Below are 19,307 nucleotides of genomic sequence, written 5' to 3' on the forward strand. Positions count from 1 at the left end.
CTCGAATTCGAGCATATTTAAAGCTTTTAGCATTGCCGGAGATATTTATGCTAACCAATACTGATCGCGAACAAATCATTGCCCAATACCAGCGCAGCGAAAACGACACGGGTTCTCCAGAAGTACAAGTAGCGTTGTTAAGTGCACGTATTAATGATTTGCAAAACCATTTTAAAGAGCACAAAGCTGACCATCATAGCCGCCGCGGCCTTATCCGTATGGTGAACACACGTCGCAAATTGCTTGATTACCTAAAAGGTAAAGATCTTGGTCGCTATACCACTCTTATTAGCCAGTTAGGTCTACGTCGTTAATACAGCGACGATAGTATGAGCGCTCATTCAGATAAGTGATGCCCCTTTAGGCGCTAACTGTCAAGCTTCTAGCAGAGCGCGTCACACTTACTTGCTGATATCGATACAATAGATTTTTCTAAAAACGGTGTGGAATAGTTTCACGCCGTTTTTTTATGCTTATTTATAAAAAGTTAAGAAATTAAGAAGTAATACTGTCTGCATCGGTGATGCGTGTGGCACGTGTGCTGTGTGTTATTCTTACTGTCTGTTATATTGATAATGGCCGATCATCAGCGGTGGACGTACCGTTTTGTAATTGATTGGTCAATAGCCGCAAATCACTGTAAAATAATGCATTGTTAACTTGATGGCTTAGCGATTGTTAGATAGAGGACTTGCCAGTGAGTAGGGTGTTTATGCAGGGAGTGCCAATAAGGCAGTCATCATAAATATATTGCACAAGGTAACATAAGATGCAGGTAGCTAAGCGCGCTGCATCGGTTTTAGATAATAGATCGATCAAACGATAGTAAGACCACATCTGCACAGCCACATATACATACCAGCAAAATATCTGTGGCAGGCATGGATACAAAGATCGTAATGAGATATGCCGCCGCGGCTATAACATAGCAAACGATGTCAGTCAGCGGGCGGCTATATTCAAAGAATTTTAATGACAGATATCAGCTTTATACGATGCTGATATTCGTTTTTGTCAGTCAACATTAGGAAGATTATATGACAATGTTTAATACCATTAAGCGCGAATTTCAGTATGGCGACCAGCAGGTTGTCATCGAAACAGGACGCATGGCTCGTCAAGCCAACTCTATTTTGATTCATATGGGCGGGGTGACTGTCCTTGTAGCAGCGGTAGTAAAGTCAGAAGCCAAAGAAGGTCAAAACTTCTTTCCGCTCACCGTAAACTATCAAGAAAAAATGTATGCCGCGGGTAAAATCCCAGGCGCTTATGGCAAACGTGAAGGCCGCGCCAGCGAGTTTGAGACCCTTACCTCGCGTCTTATCGACCGTCCGATTCGCCCGTTGTTTCCTGAAGGCTATGTAAACGAAATCCAAATTACCGCCACCGTGGTGTCATCAGACAAGACTCAGTCTGCTGATATCGCAGCGCTTATCGGTGCGTCAGCGGCACTTGCTATCTCTGATGCGCCATTTAATGGCCCTGTCGCGGCAGCGCGTGTTGGTTTTATCAATGGTGAATATGTTCTCAACCCAACGCTTGAGCAGCTAGAGAGTAGTGATCTGGATTTGGTGGTTGCCGGTACCAAGTCAGCAGTGTTGATGGTAGAGTCTGAGGCTGCAGAGCTGTCAGAAGATCAGATGTTGGGCGCTGTGTTATACGGTCATCAGCAGCAGCAAATCGTCATCGACAATATCGCCTCTTTGGCAGAAGAAGTCGGCACTGCCAAGCAAGAATTTGCGGCACCTGAGCGAGATCAGACGCTTGAGAGTAGCATGAAAGCGCAGTTTGGTGAGCAAGTGGCTGATGCCTATACCATCACCAACAAACAAGATCGCTATAGCAAACTTGATGATATCAAAAATGCTGCCATCGAAGCGCTGGCAGGGGATAGCGAATCAGAAGACTATGACAGCAAAGTCTCTGAGATAAAAGACATCTACGAAGATCTGAAATACCGCACCGTTCGTGACAATATCTTATCAGGTAAGCCGCGTATCGATGGCCGTGACCTTGAGACCGTGCGTGCGCTAGACGTGCAAGTTGGCGTATTACCTTATACCCACGGCTCTGCGCTATTTACGCGTGGTGAGACGCAGGCGCTAGTAACCACGACGTTGGGTAACAGCCGTGATGTCAATATGATTGATTCACTAAGCGGTACGATTCGTGATCATTTCATGCTGCATTACAACTTCCCGCACTTTTCTGTCGGCGAGACAGGCCGTGAAGGTATCCCTAAGCGCCGTGAGATCGGTCATGGTCGCCTAGCGCGCCGCGGTGTTCAAGCCATGCTACCAGATAGCGAGCGCTTCCCGTACGTCATTCGTGTGGTATCGGAGATTACCGAGTCAAATGGTTCGTCTTCTATGGCGTCTGTGTGCGGTGCTAGCTTGGCATTGATGGATGCTGGCGTGCCTCTAAAAGCCCCTGTAGCAGGTATTGCTATGGGTCTGGTAAAAGAAGGCGATCGCTTTGCTGTTCTATCAGATATCTTAGGTGACGAAGATCATTTGGGCGACATGGACTTTAAAGTGGCGGGCTCAAAAGACGGTATCACTGCGCTGCAGATGGATATCAAAATCGAAGGCATCACCCCTGACATCATGGAGCAAGCGCTAAAGCAAGCGCATGCTGGTCGTATTCATATCCTTGAGGCGATGAATAAAGTCTTGCCGCAAAGCCGTACTGAAATCAACGCGCATGCACCAAACTATGCGGTCATCGAGATCAATCCAGACAAGATCCGTGATGTCATCGGTAAAGGCGGCGCCATGATTCGTCAGTTGACTGAAGAGACTGGTGCAGTCATTGATATCGATGACGGTGGTACGATTCGTATCTTTGGTGAAAACAAAGCAGCGACCAAAGCGGCAATTGGCAAAATCGAAGCGTTGACGGCTGAAGTGGAAGTAGGCAAAACGTATGCCGGTACGGTCGCCCGTATCGTAGACTTTGGTGCCTTTGTCAATGTACTGCCAAACACCGATGGCCTTGTGCATATCTCACAAATCGCAGAAGAGCGCGTCGAGAGCGTATCAGACTATCTGAGCGAAGGTCAGGCAGTCAATGTCTTGGTTCAAGACGTCGACAACCGTGGTCGCATCAAGCTAACCATGAAGGGTGTTGAGCAAAATTAAGCTGTCGTTATAAGCGTGTGATGCGTTTTATAAACACCCAAAACCGCTTTAAGCTGTTCTTTATGAACACTTAAGGCGGTTTTTTTTGGCCCTTATAAGGCCGATAGCTCATACGACACAATCGATATACATGTTGCTGGTGCCGGCTGGTGTGTCGGTTAGACTTAAGCAAGCACGGATGCTATTTGGTAGATTGTCTTAATGGATGCTTAAATGTCAAAATGCTTGGGCACGTGTATATCGATACGCAGTTTGGGCAGATCTTGTAAATGCTGCATCAAAAGCGGTAATGTCTCTGTAGCCCAATCTGGCGGTACGGCGTTTGCTAAATGCGCGGTAGCAGGTGAGTGCTGCCGCGTAGTATCATAAATTAAGGGACGGGCCAGAAGAGCGGCCCCACGCATTCCTTGATAGCGTATCAGCGGTATCAGCTGCTCACGTAACTGTATCAACGCGGCAGTCAGCCAGCGCATACGAGCCGAATGGTAGGGATGGTCTGATATCACAAGATTGGCAATGTGGCTTGGCTGATTGCCATTACTACTGGCTGCAAGTCCCGCTTGCTCGCGCATGCGCTTATGCAAAAGACAGCTGCCCACGTGCAAGCTACCGTCGCGGCAGGCACGATGATAGCGCTGGTAGTTGTCAGGAAACAGCGTTTTGGCGCGCGTGAGAATAGGGTCTAACAAAATGCCAGCAGTATTGACAGGCAGGATAAGCAGCTGCGCGCTACTATTTAAGATAGGGGCGTGAGTGAGTTGGATGCTTGCCATGATCAGCCCCTTAAAAAAATCCTTATTGCTCAGTGGTTTTGCTGGCGTTATCCGCTTCTAGCTGGGCGATTTGCTGTTCGAGTAGAGCGATTTGCTCTGCTTTCATATCTGCAAGTTTTTTATTCATTGCTAATTGCTCAGCGGCCAGTTTTTCTTGCTCGGCGAGACGTTGGCGCTCATCTTCTAACCGATCAATCTCTTCTTTGGCTAAGCTATTATTCTGTGGTAGCGGTGCTTGTAGGATGGCTTTTGGATCTGGTATTTGGTTGCTGGCCATCGCAGCGCTATTGTTTTCGGTATTTATCGTATCATTATCACGGCTGGTGCCATCATCAGCCGTGTCATCTATGTTACTTTCTACAGCACTCTTTTCTATATCGCTCTTTATATCATCTGGTGAAACATCGGGAGACGCTACTGTATTTGTTGTTTTAGTCTGTTCAGCTAAGGCCGACGAGGATTGTTCGATAGGCTCGCTTACTTTAGGCTGAGACTGCGTCCAAACAAAGTAACCAAAAGCTGCAACAAGCAAAACCAATATCACAGCGACTGCGGCTTTTGAGTGCGATTTAGAGGGTTTGTTGTTTAGATGCTTATTTAATAAAGGGTGCGGTTTTTTGTTTTTCATACTTTGGTCGATTTATGTCAAAGATATCAGTGGCCATACTATAGCAAACTCAAAATAAAAAGCCTATCTATTAAAAGATAGGCTTAAAACACCGTTAAAGAATAAAACACGTCGCTATCATCAAATAGCGACATGTACCGTTTAGGGCTTAAACCTCACTGTCCCGCTGGTACCTGTGGTCATGGCATCGCGAGCGATCTGGTCTTCGGCATGGTTTTTGGCACTGATGGCATCAGGGTCTGGACGGCGCTCTGTGTGCCCGCACTGGGTACACTCAATATATTCATCAGCTACGGGCGTGACGATATTTATCTGCACCACCGCATCCATCGCCTGACATTTAGGGCAACGAACGCCTGCTAAAAACCGGCGCTTGGGGGTTGATGATTGATAGCGCATTTAGATGCCCTCGCGCGTGCTGTGACGCGTGCTATGAGTAGTATCGGTATTTTGTATGCCTTGAGTCGCGACAAAACCGCTATGGCGCAATAAAGCATCAATGCTGGCACTACGGCCACGGAAGTTTTCAAAGTTGGTCTTGGCAGGGAAGCTACCACCGACCGACAAAATCGTCTCACGAAACGCCTTACCAGTGATAGGGTTAAAGATACCCTCTTCTTCAAACTTGCTAAAGGCATCGGCAGAGAGTAGCTCTGCCCATTTGTACGAGTAGTAGCCAGCCGCATAGCCGCCTGCAAAGATATGACTAAAGCCATTGGCAAAACGGTTGTAGTCGGGGGTTTGCATGAGAGCGACGTCACGACGTACCGCATCTAGTGTCGCCAAAATACCCTCATAATCAAGTGCTGGCGTGTGTGCATGAATCAGCAAATCAAACAAGGCAAACTCGATTTGACGTAAGGTCTGCATGCCGCTTTGGAAGTTTTTTACCGCCAGTAGGGCATCAAGCTTATCGGTTGGTAGAGGCTCGTCAGTATCGACGTGACTACTAATCAGCGCGATGCCCTCGCTGTCCCATGCCCAGTTTTCCATAAACTGACTGGGCAGCTCGACGGCGTCCCATTCAACCCCATTGACCCCAGCCACATCGCCGACCGTCACTTGGGTCAATAAATGATGGAGACCGTGACCAAATTCATGAAATAAGGTCAATACCTCATCATGGGTTAATAAGCTTGGCTTGCCATCTAAGGCAGGGGTGAAGTTGCCAACCATAAAGCAAACTGGTAGCTGCTGATGCTCTGTGGCCTCATGACGATAGCGCGACTGAAAGCCACTCATCCATGCGCCGCCGCGCTTGCCACTACGAGCAAACAAGTCGAAGTAAAACCCTCCAAGCAATGTATCATCGGCATCAAACAACTGATAAAAACGCACGTCATCGTGCCAGCGCGATACCGACTCGCTGTGCTCTTGTACCTTGATACCGTATAAGCGCTCAACGATTGCAAACAAGCCACTGATGACCTTTGGTAAGGGGAAATATGGACGGATCTCTTCTTGCGACAAGCTAAACTTGCTTTGTTTAACTTTTTCGGCGATATAAGCGCTGTCCCAGGGCTGTAGCTCATCAATGCCGTAGTCTTGGGCGCATGTCTGTAGCTGCGCTAAGTCCTGCTGCGCCGCAGGCGTGGCCTGCGCGGCCAAGTTGCGTAAAAAGTCTTCGACCTCTATCACACTGTCCGCCATCTTGGTCGATAAAGAAACCTCTGCATAATTGTCAAAACCCAACAGCTTGGCTTTTTGTTCACGCAGCTGCAAAATCTGACTCATGATATCCGCGTTATTTAGCGATTCGCCTTTGGCATTGGTATGCGTGTCAAACTCTGAGGCACGGGTCACATACGCACGGTATAGCGTCTCGCGCAAATCACGGTCGTCGGCATGGGTCATGATGGCCAAATATACAGGGATGTTTAAGCTGGCTACATAATAAGGCGTTGGTAGTGCATCGACATCGGCCTGTGAGAGCGTACCACGAGCCAGCTCACGCGCTTTATATTGTTCACCGGCATCTGCTAGCAGTGCTAAGCCACTGTCGGTTAACCCTGCCAACTGCGCTTGGCTAAGCGGCAGAGCATAAGCTTGAGTGGCGTCCAAAATATGGTCTGAAAACGTTGCAGATAAAGTTGAGAGCTTGCTTTGAATATCAGCAAAAGTGGCTTGCTCCTCTTTTGGCAATGCCACGCCTGATAGCTCAAAGCTACGCAGTGCCAGCTCAATCGCCCGTGCGCGCGCAGGCTCAAGCGCTGCAAAAAACGCTGTGTCATTTTTGATGGCTTGATAACGGCCAAAGAGCGGTTGGTGTTGGCCGACACGTGTGCCATAAGCAGAAAGCTTGGGGAGCAGCTCGTGATGTACCTGACGGATATCATCATTGCTCATCACGCTATTTAGATGCGACAAAATCCCCCAACTGCGGTCCAACGCCAAATTGATATGGTCAAAGCTCATCACATCTGCCAGTGCTTGCTCAGCACTGATTTGGCGGTCAGCTGGCAAGGAGTCTAAAGCAGGCATTGTATCTAAAAAAGCATTGGCCGCATCAATGGCGCTGCGGACTTGGTCTTGTAGAGTGGCGGGTGAGACGTTGTCAAAATCGACAAGGTGTAATGCTGGAGAAATGGCTGTCATAGCGGCGTCCGATATCTGATATGAATAATTGACAATCATGCGTTTGGCATGAGGTGGTGTAGGTGGCCTTATCGTTTTATTTATAAGCTGTATAAAAGATGGGTTCGTTTGCCAAAAATACAACCTACGCGCCAGTCATACCGCAAACAGCGCAAAATCGCAAACGGTGTCAACAGTGCAACAAAACAATGAGCGCACAAAATCATGTAAACAATCCGTCATTTTTTGAGTCAGGCAAGTTTATATACAATAATTTATACAATAAAGAGTGCTTCGCTTACAAAGCGCTATCATTTGCTTGCAAATTCACCCTATAGAGTGTGAGGTTTAGCTGTTAGCATCAAGGTAATGGACTATCAGCACAGACATGACAGCATGACAGACAGTACAACATAAAAACAAGCAGCTCTGTCTTTTAAATGGATGTTTTTCTAAGCGGTTTTTTTAATAGAAGACATCGTTTAATAAACAATAAGTGTAATAAATATTAGGTTTAATAAATACTAAAAAGCCATGAAACCATAATAAAACAAGGAGCAATATATGAAAGCAACTCTAAAGAGCTTACGTGAAACCAAAGCCAACCCTGCGGTCAGTATCTTTGTAAACACGCATCGTGAGCACCCTGCCAACGATCAAGACCCTATTGCCCTAAAAAACCAATTAAAAGTCGTCGAAGAACGTTTAAACAGTGAGTATGATAAGCGTACGGCTACTACTATTTTGGACAATATCTACGCAAAAACCAAAGAGCTCAACCATAACTATAACCTTGACACCTTAGCGATATTTGCCAGCACCGAGGATGTAAAAGTCATCCGTATGCCGATCGATACCCAAGAGCGCGTCGTTATCTCAGATCGTTTTGCCACTCGTGATCTAGTACGTGATATGGCAAGTGCCGTCCACTACTACACCGTAGTGCTAACCCGCGAACATGCGCGCCTCATCGAAGCCTCGAACGATCGCGTCATCAGAGAGTTTGACAAAGATGACGATGCACAAAACAACATGGAAAACATCCCATTTCCTGTAGAAAATAACGGCCCCTATACCACAGGCGATGGTGGCTCAGATCGCTCATCAAACAACGAAAGCAGCTATCTCAAAGAGTTCTTTAATCAAGTTGATAAAAGCGTGCAAGAGCTGTGGGGCGAGAATAAAATGCCGCTGGTCATTGTGGGTGATGCCAAAAACATCGGCTACTATAAAGAAGTCTGTGACCGTCCTGACAATATCATTGCTACCGTCACCAATGCGACCAACCTAGAAGATGGCAGCGCCCAGCATATCATCGATAGCGTACAAGAGGCGGTCGAGGGCTATCGCTCGTCGCTACATCAAGAAGCCCTCGGTGAGATAGACAAAGCACGTGGCGCCAGTATGCTCCAGACTGACTTGCAAGAAATCTATCGCAGTGCCTATCAAGGCGTGGGCGAGACCCTCTATGTCCGCCGTGGTTATATCCAGCCTGCAAAAATAGATGAACAAGCGCAAACCCTGAGCCTCGCAGATGACCCAGCTGCTGATGGCGTGACGGATGATGCTGTCGGTGAAATCATTGAGCATGTCATTCATAATGGTGGTAAAGCGGTGTTTATGCCACAAGATATCATGGGTGCAGACCAACCGATTGCTCTGGTGACTCGCTACTAAACCGGGGCTGCCAGATACTGGCGTTATACGATGACGCATTAGCCATCGGCGGCAGTTAGGTATAACATAAGAGCATTGGTTCACAAAGAATCAATGCTCTTTTTACGTCGGTTTTGGCTCACCGCAGACCATGCCGCCCTTATCCTACCATACTGAGTTTATGACCAAACCTATGACTACCACGACTTCTTTTGTTTTAACCAGCTATAATATTCATAAAGGCATGTCGCCGATGAACCGCCAAGTCAAAATACAAGGCATCGCGCAAGCGCTCGATATCATAGGTTCTGATGTGCTGTGTTTGCAAGAAGTGCAGGGTCAAAACCTAAAGCGCAATATGCAATACAATGAGTACCCTGACCAGTCTCAGCATGAGTGGTTTGGCGAATACCTAAAACTGCAAAACAGCTACGGCAAAAACTCAGAGTACGAAAATGGCCATCATGGCAACGCGGTACTCAGCCGTTTCCCCTTAGACCCAAAGCATAACGTCAATATCACCGTCAATAAGCTAGAGCAGCGCGGCGTTCTCCACTGTGAAGTACAACCCATCGGCTGGGAGCGGCCAGTGGTGGTATTGTGCGCGCATCTAAACTTGTTTGAGCGCGACCGTATCAAACAGTATGAGGCCATCGCCAACTATGTACGTAACGAAATCGATGACGACCAACCTCTGGTTTTGGCCGGGGATTTTAATGACTGGAAAAAAATGTCTTGTGATAAGCTGGCGGCCAGCCTCGGCATGACGGAAGCCTTTAAGCACTGTCATGGCAAGCTCTTGCCCACCTTTCCAGCCAAGCTACCAGTGCTCAGCTTAGATCGTATCTATGTGCGCAATCTGACGGTCAAAGACGCATGGGTACACACGGGCAAGCCTTGGTCGACCCTATCTGATCATCTGCCGCTTAGTGCTGAGCTGACCTTATAGCGGGTACAGCTTATGAGAGTGATGACACCGACCCTGATGTATGATTACGTGTATAAACATATGTATAAAAAGCCAAAAATACTTTAACCAATAGACGGATAAGGATATATACCATGTCTAATTTAACAACCGAAAAACAACTGCCAACCACGCAGCACGCTGTCCTCATCAAAGAGTTTGGCGCACCTGAAGTGATGCAGTACCAAGACGGGGTGGCGATGCCATCGTTGGCAGACGAGCAAGTTTTGATTGAAGTGGCGTATGCAGGGATAAACCCCGTCGATTATAAGACGCGTCAAGGCAAAGGCTGGGGCGCAGAGGCAATTCAAAACAATAAGTTTGATAAAAATGAGCCAGCAATTTTGGGTTTCGATGTCGCAGGTACGGTGGTAGATAGCCGTAGTGATAAATTTGCCATCGGTGATCAGGTGGCGGCTTTGAGCTTTGAGGGCAGCTGCTACGCTGAATATGTGGCAGTGGATGCCAAACTGCTGGCCAAAGTGCCCAATCCTGTCACACTAAAGCAAGCAGGCGCACTGCCTTGTATTGGTCAAACCGCGCTACAGTTTGTTGAGTTTGCTGATATCAAAAAAGGTGAGCACGTCGTCATCAATGCACCCGCAGGCGGGGTGGGGCACCTAGCGATACAGCTATTGATGGATAAAGTAGACAACGACGATATCAAGGTCACGGTCATTTGCTCACCTGAGAAGTATGACAAGCTTGCAGACTTAATCGATAAAGACAAGCTGGCAGGCTGGATTGACTATACCAAAGACGCGGCGTTTCCTGATCTACAAGCTGATGTGCTACTGGATCTGGTCGGTGATGAGGCAGGCGTACGAGCGCTGAGCGTGCTCAAGCCTGCAGCTCGGGTTTTTGTTTTGCCGACTATCTGGGTTGATAAACTCAAAGCAGCAGGTGAGCAAAAGCAGCTAACGGTCACAGGCTACAAAGCGCAGCGCAGCGGTGATGATATGGCACGCGTTTTACAACTCATCGCTGATAATAAGCTACACTTAAAGATTCAAAGCGTCTACCCACTCTCGGAAGTGGTGGCGGCGCATCATGAGCTGCAAAAAGGCGATGCCTTTGGCAAGATAGTCTTACAAGTAAAACAAAAAAGCGATTAGCCAGACCAATGCAGTTATATTCGTTAAGTTGGGTGTAGGTGCCGAAAAGTTAGGCTGATGCGCCCATCGGCGACGGTTTTTGTCTTAGTGATGCTATGTTTCCAAAAGCGCTGCGTCTCGCCATGCATGACGATTAGCTGACCGGACTCAAGATAAAGCGCGACTTTTTCTTGAGTTTTTTTGTGCTTAAAGACAAATTTGCGTGTGGCACCCAGTGATAAAGAAGCAATCACAGGCTGCGCGCCCAGCTCTTTTTCATCATCGGCGTGGTAGCCCATGCCATCATGCCCTGTCGGGTAGTAATTAAGCAGACAAGAATTGAAGTTGGCATCAATACCGATGCTTGATAGTTGCTGTTCGATATAAAGTTTCACGTGAAACACGGTGTCTGACCATGGCAGGCTGTGACGGGTATGACCTGAGTACTGATAGCTAAGCTCTTTTTCACCCATCCATACCACTTGGCGAGTGGTGATGTGCGTCTTACCAAATAAGGTCACCCTATCAGGCTGCCATGGTAGCTCGGTCAATAATGCATCGTAGAGCTGGCAGTCATCATCGATGATGCAGCCGAAGTCATTTACCCTTCCATCATAAGGCAATAAGTTATCGGTTGGGGCAGGGGCAAAAAGGTCGCTCATGGCTTACATTGCTCAGCTTAGTGACTGTTTTTATAATGCCCATTGATAATTTGTGCGCACAGTTTGGGCGCTTCCATTGGCAAAAGATGGCCGTAATCTGGTAAAGAGATGATACTGTCGGCAGGGACGAATTTTTGCCACTGCTTACGGACTTTATTGCTGATAAATAAGGTTGGCTTGCCCGTGATCAGTGTATAAGGGCAGCGAAGGTTTTTTAGAGCAGTGTCGATATGCGGCGCACCAAAATAGTTGGCAAGCTCTTGCTCTGGGGCAAACATCAGCGTGTGACTACCATCGGCATTGACGCTCAAGCTTTGCTCAGCAAACACATATAAATGCGCATCGCTGATGCGTTTGTAGGCTCGGTTGGCGCGTAGGGCTTGATAGTACGCATCAACGCTCGTCCAAATAGCGGGTTTGGTCAGCGTACTTTTAAAAGGCTCTCGACTGAGCAAAAACCGCCGCGGCAATAAGTTATACAGTCGTGCTTGGTTTTTGGTAAAGGTGACCGGCTCTATCAAATACAGCTGGGAGAATAAATCTGGACGTTTAGCGGCGGCCATGGCGGTGGCAGTGGCACCTTGCGAATGACCAATACCCACCACAGGCCGATCTTGGGTGCGCTCCAAAAACTCAATCAATAGCTCAGCGTCTTGCTCTCGAGTGAGGCGGCGTTTTTGCGGCTTATCGTACCAGTAGCCGCGTAGGGCAAGCGCACTGATATCAAACGTTGCTGCCAGCTCATGCAGCAGCGGCGTATAAGTACCGACCGTAAAGCTGTTGCCTCCATAAAAGTGCGCCGGCGCACGTTTGTTGTGCTCTGCTGCTACTGATGGGTTGAGACTGCCAAGGTCGTAGTAGCGTGCTTGTTTGCCGCTTAAATTGATACGATGGGTAAAGGCTTCCATAAACTGCCCACTTCCTTATGTTTTATTTTTATGATGATGGCGGTCTAGGGGGTGTCTTCGCCCAAAAACCCGCCGCTTTGACGCTGCCACAAGCGCGCATAGACGCCGCCTTGTGCCAACAGCTCGTCATGGCTACCTTGCTCGATGATTCGACCTTTTTCCATCACCACCAGCCTATCGAGCGCAGCGATGGTAGAGAGGCGATGGGCAATGGCAATCACAGTTTTGCCGGTCATGATATCGTTGAGGCTCTCGGTAATGGCAAACTCAATCTCAGAGTCAAGCGCGCTGGTGGCCTCATCCAATAACAAGATCGGCGCGTTTTTTAGCATAACACGAGAGATGGCGATGCGCTGACGTTGACCGCCGGAGAGTTTGACGCCGCGTTCACCCACTTGGGTATCAAGACCTGTATTGCCTTTATCGTCATATAAGTCTTTGATAAAGTCCCATGCTTGAGCTTGTTTGGCGGCATGGATAATCTCTTCGTCAGAGGCGTCGGGACGGCCATAAGCGATGTTTTCACGTATGGTACGATGCAGCAGTGAGGTGTCTTGGGTCACCATACCGATCTGCTGACGCAGAGAGTCTTGTGTGACATCATCGATCGCTTGACCATCGATATATATCTTGCCGCTATCGACATCAAAAAAGCGCAGCAGCAAGTTGACCAACGTGGATTTGCCCGCTCCCGAGCGTCCAACCAAGCCGATTTTTTCTCCTGGTTTGATATCCAAATAAAAGTCATCAAGCAGCTTGATCGAGTTGTCTTGCGCCATTTCAGTGGTCGCTACCGACGGTTTAAACGTTTTATCGGTGGCGTGATAGTTATTTTGGTCTTCATTCTCATAGCTAAAGTCGACATGATCAAAGACGATATGCCCCTCGGTGACGCGTAGTTCAGCTGCGTCTGGCTTATCGACGATCGTCTGCGGCGCGGATAGCGTGCGCATGCCGTCTTGTACCGTGCCGATACTCTCAAAAAGGCTGGCGGTTTGCCACATGATCCAGCGCGTCAGACCATTGAGGCGTAGCGCCATCGCCGTCGCTGCGGCAATCGCCCCGACCCCGACCGCGCTTTGTTGCCATAGATACAGGCCAATCCCTGCGGTACTACTGACCAAAATCACACTGATAAGATGGGTGAAAATCTCTAAATAACTGACCCAGCGCATCTGCGCATGTACCGTTCCTAAAAACTGCCCCATGGCATTTTTGGCATAACCAAGCTCACGGCGTGAGTGGCTAAACAGCTTGACAGTCATGATATTGGCATAGGCATCGGTGATGCGCCCCGTCATCAACGCGCGCGCATCTGCTTGTACGATGGCGGTTTGTTTGAGCTTTGGAATAAAATACCATATCGCCAGCGCCACCAACCCAAACCAGAGGATAAAGGGAATCAATAATAAGCTGTCTAAATTAAATAAAATAATGCCACTGGTCACAAAATATACGGTGACATACATAAACATATCTGTGACGGTCATCACCGTATCACGCACCGCAAGCGCGGTCTGCATGACCTTGGCCGAGACGCGTCCAGAAAACTCGTCTTGATAAAACTGCATGGACTGCCCAAGCATACGCTGATGAAAACGCCAGCGCATCTGCATGGGAAACACGCCTTGCAAGGTCTGAAAATGAATAAACGAGGATAAGGCAATCCAAAACGGGCTGATAATCATCACCGCCAGCATCAGCAGCAGCATATCTCCTTTTTCTAGCCATAAGTTCTGCGGCGTATAGACGCCAAGCCAATCGACGATATCGCCAATCCATGCAAACAGCATTGCTTCATAAATGCCGATGCCTGCTGACAACACCATAAACAGCAGCAGCCAGCTGCGCAGCCCCTTTGTACAAGCCCACAAAAACTGCAGCATACCGTCACGAGGCGAGGGCAGCGGCATGGGGGTGGTGGGGAAGGCCGGTAAGCGGTTTTCGAAAAAGCGAAATAGAGCATTCATAGGCAGTGATAAAACATCAATAGCAGTACGCCAAAACAAACGATGACGGTCGTTATTTTGAATCTTTACTTTGTGATTGGGAGTGCTGGCTATTTTAGCAAAATTCCCTGTCAGACCTGCAGGCTAATTGTAATTGCGTGCATATAAATGCCATGAGTATCAGCACAACAAAACACCAAAAAGCCATTGTTGTATAGGAAATGTTTTGTTACATTCAGTGGTTTTATATTGTTTGCCATGGTTTTGTGTATGGCTGACGTGCGGTGTTGCTCTGACATGAATCAAGGATAGAGGTAAGGGTTATGATGTATTTGGTGATAGCAGTACTGTGCAGTGTGGCCGTCTCGGTACTGCTCAAAATCCTGCGGCAAAAAAATATCGATATTCGCCAGACCATCGTCGCAGGCTATCCCGTGGCTTTTTTGCTGACATGGTTTTTATTAACGCCAGATGTCAGCAGCATAAGCACGCTTGGCAACGCTTGGGGCATCATTCTGGCGCTTGGGATACTGCTGCCGACGGTTTTTATTATCTTGGGCCGTGCGATTGCATCGGTCGGCATGGTCGCAACCGATGCCGCCCAGCGCTTGTCGTTGATTATTCCCATTATCGCCGCTTTTTTATTATTTGGTGAGGTGCTGACGGGCACGCGAGTGCTTGGTCTGGTCTTAGGGTTTTTGGCGTTGGGAGCTTTGGTTTACCGGCCCAAACATACCGGTGGGGGCGAGAACACTAGTATGAGCCCGCCCGCCGCGCGTACCCCGCTATGGCTATTTGGCGTATGGGCAGGCTATGGCATCGTCGATATCTTATTTAAACAAGTCGCCAAACAAGGCACAGCCTTTCCACTGACGCTGTTTGTTAGCTTTGGCGTTGCAGGATTGTTATTGCTGATTTATTTGCTTGTGACACGCGTGCGTTGGCAGGGTAATGCCTTGGCAGCAGGGCTATTACTGGGCGCTCTAAACATGGGCAATATCTATGCGTATGTGCGCGCCCACCAAGTATTGTCCGATTCTCCTAGTATTGTCTTTACTGGGATGAACGTCGGGGTCATCGCCGTCGCGACGCTCATCGGTGTGGCTGTGTTTAAAGAGCGGCTCGGTCGTATCAATGTGCTAGGCTTGCTGCTGGCGATTGGCTGTGTGGTGGTACTGTTTTTGGCATAAGAGTTTGATGTAAGGCTTTTAAAAAGAGCATAGCGCTACTGGGATGCTGTTTTTAAATGTAGGTTGCGCAGCCTCTGAGAACGCCGCACGTCAGTAAAATTTATACCAGTAGCGCGTTTAAGTTTATATAACCGTTTTATTTTCAACTGGCTATTTTCAACTGATATATCATAAAAATTGGCGGCGCTGTCACGCATCCTATATAGGCAGATAAAGCATCCTATGGTAAGGTTGTCTACAAATAGCAAGGCTCATATAGATTGAGTCGATTGGTGATGTTTGGATTTAATCAATAGAAATAGGATACTTTTTTAATGGAATACCAAAAACAACGACAGCTTATAAAGGATGGTTCAGGGTTTATCGCCGCGCTTGATCAAAGCGGCGGTAGCACACCAAAAGCACTAGAAAACTACGGCATCAGCAGCGATGCTTATGACAATGATGACGCGATGTTTGATCTGGTCCACGAGATGCGCGCACGTATCATGACCTGCGACTGCTTTGATAATAAGCGCGTGCTGGGGGCGATTTTATTTGAAGACACCATGGAGCGCGAGGTCAATGGCAAGCCAACGGCAAACTATCTGTGGGAAGATAAAAACATCGTGCCGTTTTTGAAGGTCGATAAGGGTTTGGCCGAGCAAATGAGCGGCGTACAAGTCATGCGCCCGATGCCAGACTTGGACGCGCTACTGGATAAAGCCAAAAACTATCCCGTGTTTGGTACCAAGATGCGCTCAGTCATTTATGAGCCAAGTGTCGATGGTATCGAGCTTGTCGTCCAGCAGCAGTTTGATGTGGCTAAGCAAATCCTCTCCAAAGGCTTTATGCCAATCGTTGAGCCTGAGGTTAATATCGATAGCGCCCAAAAGTATGAGTGTGAAGTGATACTCAAAGCGGATATTTTGCGTAACCTTGAGCGTCTAAATGACGACCATCAAGTGATGCTCAAACTAACCTTGCCCACCGACGGCGGATTCTATCAAGAGCTGATCGATCATCCAAAAGTACTCAAAGTCGTGGCATTATCTGGCGGTTATAGTCGTCGTGAGGCCTGCGAAAAGCTTAAGCAAAACCCCGGTATGATTGCCAGCTTCTCACGCGCGTTTACCGAAGGGTTGAGCAAACAACAAAGCGATAAAGAGTTTGCTGATACCATGAACGCCTCAATTGAAGAGATTTATCAGGCGTCAAATGTGTAAACGGCTCTTTGGCTAAGAAATACTTATCATAAAAAAAGCTCGCTTCTACAGGCATAAGAAGCGAGCTTTTTGCTATATAAAGTAATTAAATATACAGCAGTCAAATCAGCGGAGTTATACCTCTTTATACAGCTGTCGACCTTCGCTATGATATTTTTCAGTCATCTCTTGCATGCCTTGCTCAATCTCAGCTGCACTCATCGCCTCTGTGCCTAAGCTTTCTGACGCGTCCAAACCCTTGGCGTACTCGCGGACGTTTTGGGTGATTTTCATCGAGCAAAATTTCGGCCCACACATCGAGCAAAAGTGTGCCGATTTGTGCGCGTCTTTTGGCAGCGTTTCATCATGGTATTCGCGGGCGGTATCAGGATCGAGCGCCAGATTAAACTGATCGTCCCAGCGGAACTCAAAGCGCGCCTTAGACAAGGCATTATCGCGAGCTTGCGCGCCTGGGTGGCCCTTAGCCAGATCAGCGGCATGCGCGGCGATTTTATAGGTGATGATACCGTCTTTCACATCCTTTTTATTCGGCAGTCCTAAGTGCTCTTTTGGTGTCACATAACAGAGCATGGCGGTGCCAAACCAGCCAATCATCGCCGCACCGATAGCACTGGTGATATGGTCATAACCGGGTGCGATATCGGTGGTCAGCGGCCCTAAGGTATAAAACGGCGCGTCGCTGCAAGTCTCTAGCTGTAAGTCCATATTTTCTTTGATGCGGTTCATCGCCACATGTCCGGGGCCTTCGATCATCACCTGTACATCGTGCTGCCATGCGATTTTCGTTAGCTCACCAAGCGTGCGCAGCTCACCGAACTGCGCTTCGTCATTGGCATCTTGCAAGCAGCCAGGACGCAGACCATCACCTAAGCTAAAGGCCACATCGTACTGCTTCATAATCTCGCAAATCTCTTCAAAATGGGTGTATAAAAAGCTCTCTGTATGATGGGCAAGGCACCACTGCGCCATGATAGAGCCGCCGCGAGAGACAATACCTGTGAGTCGATTGGCCGTCAGTGGCACATAGCGCAGCAGCACGCCTGCATGAATGGTGAAGTAATCAACGCCTTGTTCGGCTTGCTCGATAAGTGTATCGCGGAATATCTCCCACGTTAGGTCTTCGGCGATGCCGTCGACTTTTTCTAATGCTTGATAAATTGGTACCGTACCGACGGGCACAGGCGAGTTACGAATCAGCCATTCACGGGTCTCGTGGATATGATTGCCTGTCGACAAATCCATGATGGTATCCGCGCCCCAGCGCGTCGCCCATGTCATCTTCGACACTTCTTCATCGATAGACGAGCCAAGTGCTGAATTACCGATATTGGCGTTAATCTTTACCAAAAAATTACGCCCGATAATCATCGGCTCAGACTCAGGGTGATTGATATTATTTGGGATGATGGCGCGACCGGCCGCGACCTCGCTACGCACAAATTCAGGGGTGATGATTTTTGGCGTATTGGCACCAAAGCTCTCGCCTTCATGTTGGCGCATATCGGTCAGTTCATGCTGTTTTTGCGTCTCACGAATGGCGATATATTCCATCTCAGGGGTGATGATACCGCGGCGCGCATAGTGCATCTGCGTGACATTGCCTGCTTTACCATTGACTTTTTTGGCGCGGCGCGGCTTATCGATATGGGCAAACCGTAGATTGGCTGTGGTGATATCACGCGCACGCGCTTGCCCGTATGAGCTGGACAAACCGCTTAGCTGCTCTGTATCACCGCGCTCGGCTATCCAGCCCTCGCGCAGTTTGGGTAAGCCGCGGGTTAGGTCAATTTGGGCATCAGGGTCGGTATAGACGCCTGAGGTGTCGTAGACATAAAACGGCGGGTTTTGCTCCCAGTCGGACTCATCCACGCCCTGAATAGGCGTGGGATCTAGCGTGATCTTGCGCATCGGCACTTGAATATCAGGTCTTGAGCCTTGGATATAGATTTTTTGCGAGGCGGGGAGAATGCGGTGTAAGTCGCGCGCTTCTTCTTCAAAGCGCGTGTCTTTGGCGCTACGGTGCGCAGGGGTTTTTAGCGCGTCGGTTTTTTTGTCAGAAGCGTTTTTCTGGGTCTTTGGAGGTAGGGTTGAGGTTGTCATATGCTGTCCTAGCGTGTTGGTTTTTGAATAAAAGCAACACCGCCAGAAGCTGCGGGGGTAGCACTTATCATCTAGGCAGTTTTTGCTACGTCGTCGTCACTGGCTGTCAAATCTATCATCGCGAAACTTGCCTTCGCGGAGGATGTCATCAACCTGTAAGCGACGCTTGGTATCTCTCATCATTATTTGGCACTACTTAACCCTATAAAGCTTAGCACCACCAAGCGGGCATTTAGGCCAACAGTCATGAGGATAACAAGGCATTTCTGCCCGTCTTTGCCATACATAATAAAGTGCTGAAGACTTCCCTGCGTCGGTACTAACCGCATCAGGTTCGGCGGGTGATCTCTCAGCGAATGTACAAAGGCAGTCAGCCATTCGTACACCGCACCCCGAGTCTGTCAGTGTTGTAAATCAGTCTCATACTAACAAACTTCTGCCATGAGGGCTACTGGTGTTTG

Annotated in this window: 15 protein-coding genes and 1 riboswitch; of the genes, 7 read left to right on the top strand and 8 right to left on the bottom strand. The window is 48.4% G+C overall.

Annotated elements, in window-relative coordinates:
* Positions 1-47: 47 nt before the first annotated feature.
* Positions 48-314 (top strand): 30S ribosomal protein S15, encoded by a 267-nt coding sequence (gene rpsO, locus C6W44_RS05295; RefSeq protein WP_075101373.1) that lies wholly within the window; start codon positions 48-50, stop codon positions 312-314.
* A 723-nt stretch (positions 315-1,037) separates the two neighbouring features.
* Positions 1,038-3,140 (top strand): polyribonucleotide nucleotidyltransferase, encoded by a 2,103-nt coding sequence (pnp, locus tag C6W44_RS05300; protein ID WP_105244519.1) that lies wholly within the window; start codon positions 1,038-1,040, stop codon positions 3,138-3,140.
* A 209-nt stretch (positions 3,141-3,349) separates the two neighbouring features.
* On the opposite strand, the gene C6W44_RS05305 is transcribed toward pnp, so the two are convergent.
* The 4 genes from C6W44_RS05305 to C6W44_RS05320 form a co-directional block, all read right to left on the bottom strand.
* Positions 3,350-3,913 carry a hypothetical protein gene (locus C6W44_RS05305; RefSeq protein ID WP_105244520.1) on the bottom strand — a complete coding sequence of 188 codons (564 nt, stop codon included), beginning with the start codon at positions 3,911-3,913 and terminating at the stop codon, positions 3,350-3,352.
* 22 nt (positions 3,914-3,935) lie between these two features.
* A complete protein-coding gene (locus C6W44_RS05310) occupies positions 3,936-4,541 on the bottom strand; it encodes a hypothetical protein (RefSeq protein ID WP_105244521.1) in 606 nt (201 codons plus the stop codon).
* Positions 4,542-4,682: 141 nt separating this feature from the next.
* On the bottom strand, positions 4,683-4,940 hold the full coding sequence (locus tag C6W44_RS05315; RefSeq protein WP_105244522.1) for a YheV family putative metal-binding protein: 258 nt from the start codon (positions 4,938-4,940) through the stop codon (positions 4,683-4,685).
* Positions 4,941-7,136 (bottom strand): M3 family metallopeptidase, encoded by a 2,196-nt coding sequence (locus tag C6W44_RS05320; protein ID WP_105244523.1) that lies wholly within the window; start codon positions 7,134-7,136, stop codon positions 4,941-4,943.
* Positions 7,137-7,679: 543 nt separating this feature from the next.
* Between C6W44_RS05320 and C6W44_RS05330 the strand changes: the two genes are divergently transcribed.
* The 3 genes from C6W44_RS05330 (at position 7,680) to C6W44_RS05340 (ending at position 10,853) form a co-directional block, all read left to right on the top strand.
* Entirely contained in the window at positions 7,680-8,792 is a 1,113-nt protein-coding gene (locus C6W44_RS05330) for a hypothetical protein (RefSeq protein ID WP_105244525.1), read from the top strand.
* 172 nt (positions 8,793-8,964) lie between these two features.
* Positions 8,965-9,720, top strand: a complete 756-nt coding sequence (locus C6W44_RS05335; protein WP_105244526.1) for an endonuclease/exonuclease/phosphatase family protein — start codon at positions 8,965-8,967, stop codon at positions 9,718-9,720.
* 113 nt (positions 9,721-9,833) lie between these two features.
* Positions 9,834-10,853 (top strand): NADP-dependent oxidoreductase, encoded by a 1,020-nt coding sequence (locus C6W44_RS05340; protein ID WP_105244527.1) that lies wholly within the window; start codon positions 9,834-9,836, stop codon positions 10,851-10,853.
* Positions 10,854-10,876: 23 nt separating this feature from the next.
* Here C6W44_RS05340 and C6W44_RS05345 read toward each other — a convergent pair whose 3' ends face one another.
* Genes C6W44_RS05345 through C6W44_RS05355 form a run of 3 tightly spaced genes read right to left on the bottom strand, consistent with a single transcriptional unit; the run spans position 10,877 to position 14,372 of the window.
* Positions 10,877-11,494, bottom strand: coding sequence for an alpha-ketoglutarate-dependent dioxygenase AlkB family protein (locus C6W44_RS05345; protein WP_105244528.1), 618 nt, complete (start codon positions 11,492-11,494; stop codon positions 10,877-10,879).
* Between the two features lie 17 nt (positions 11,495-11,511).
* Complete coding sequence (locus C6W44_RS05350) at positions 11,512-12,402, bottom strand: alpha/beta fold hydrolase (protein WP_105244529.1); 891 nt, start codon at positions 12,400-12,402, stop codon at positions 11,512-11,514.
* A 44-nt stretch (positions 12,403-12,446) separates the two neighbouring features.
* Positions 12,447-14,372 carry an ABC transporter ATP-binding protein gene (locus C6W44_RS05355; protein ID WP_105244530.1) on the bottom strand — a complete coding sequence of 642 codons (1,926 nt, stop codon included), beginning with the start codon at positions 14,370-14,372 and terminating at the stop codon, positions 12,447-12,449.
* Between the two features lie 302 nt (positions 14,373-14,674).
* Here C6W44_RS05355 and C6W44_RS05360 point away from each other — a divergent pair, with 302 nt between their 5' ends.
* The gene (locus tag C6W44_RS05360; RefSeq protein ID WP_105244531.1) at positions 14,675-15,541 is read left to right on the top strand and encodes a hypothetical protein; all 867 of its coding nucleotides are present in this window, start codon (positions 14,675-14,677) and stop codon (positions 15,539-15,541) included.
* A 314-nt stretch (positions 15,542-15,855) separates the two neighbouring features.
* Positions 15,856-16,746, top strand: coding sequence for a fructose bisphosphate aldolase (locus C6W44_RS05365; RefSeq protein ID WP_105244532.1), 891 nt, complete (start codon positions 15,856-15,858; stop codon positions 16,744-16,746).
* A 114-nt stretch (positions 16,747-16,860) separates the two neighbouring features.
* Here C6W44_RS05365 and thiC read toward each other — a convergent pair whose 3' ends face one another.
* Positions 16,861-18,846, bottom strand: coding sequence for a phosphomethylpyrimidine synthase ThiC (gene thiC / locus C6W44_RS05370; protein WP_105244533.1), 1,986 nt, complete (start codon positions 18,844-18,846; stop codon positions 16,861-16,863).
* Positions 18,847-19,134: 288 nt separating this feature from the next.
* A riboswitch (TPP riboswitch) is annotated at positions 19,135-19,251 on the bottom strand.
* Positions 19,252-19,307: the final 56 nt, after the last annotated feature.

Source organism: Psychrobacter sp. Marseille-P5312 (genome assembly GCF_900291405.1).
In the GTDB taxonomy this organism is placed as follows: Bacteria; Pseudomonadota; Gammaproteobacteria; order Pseudomonadales; family Moraxellaceae; genus Psychrobacter; species Psychrobacter celer.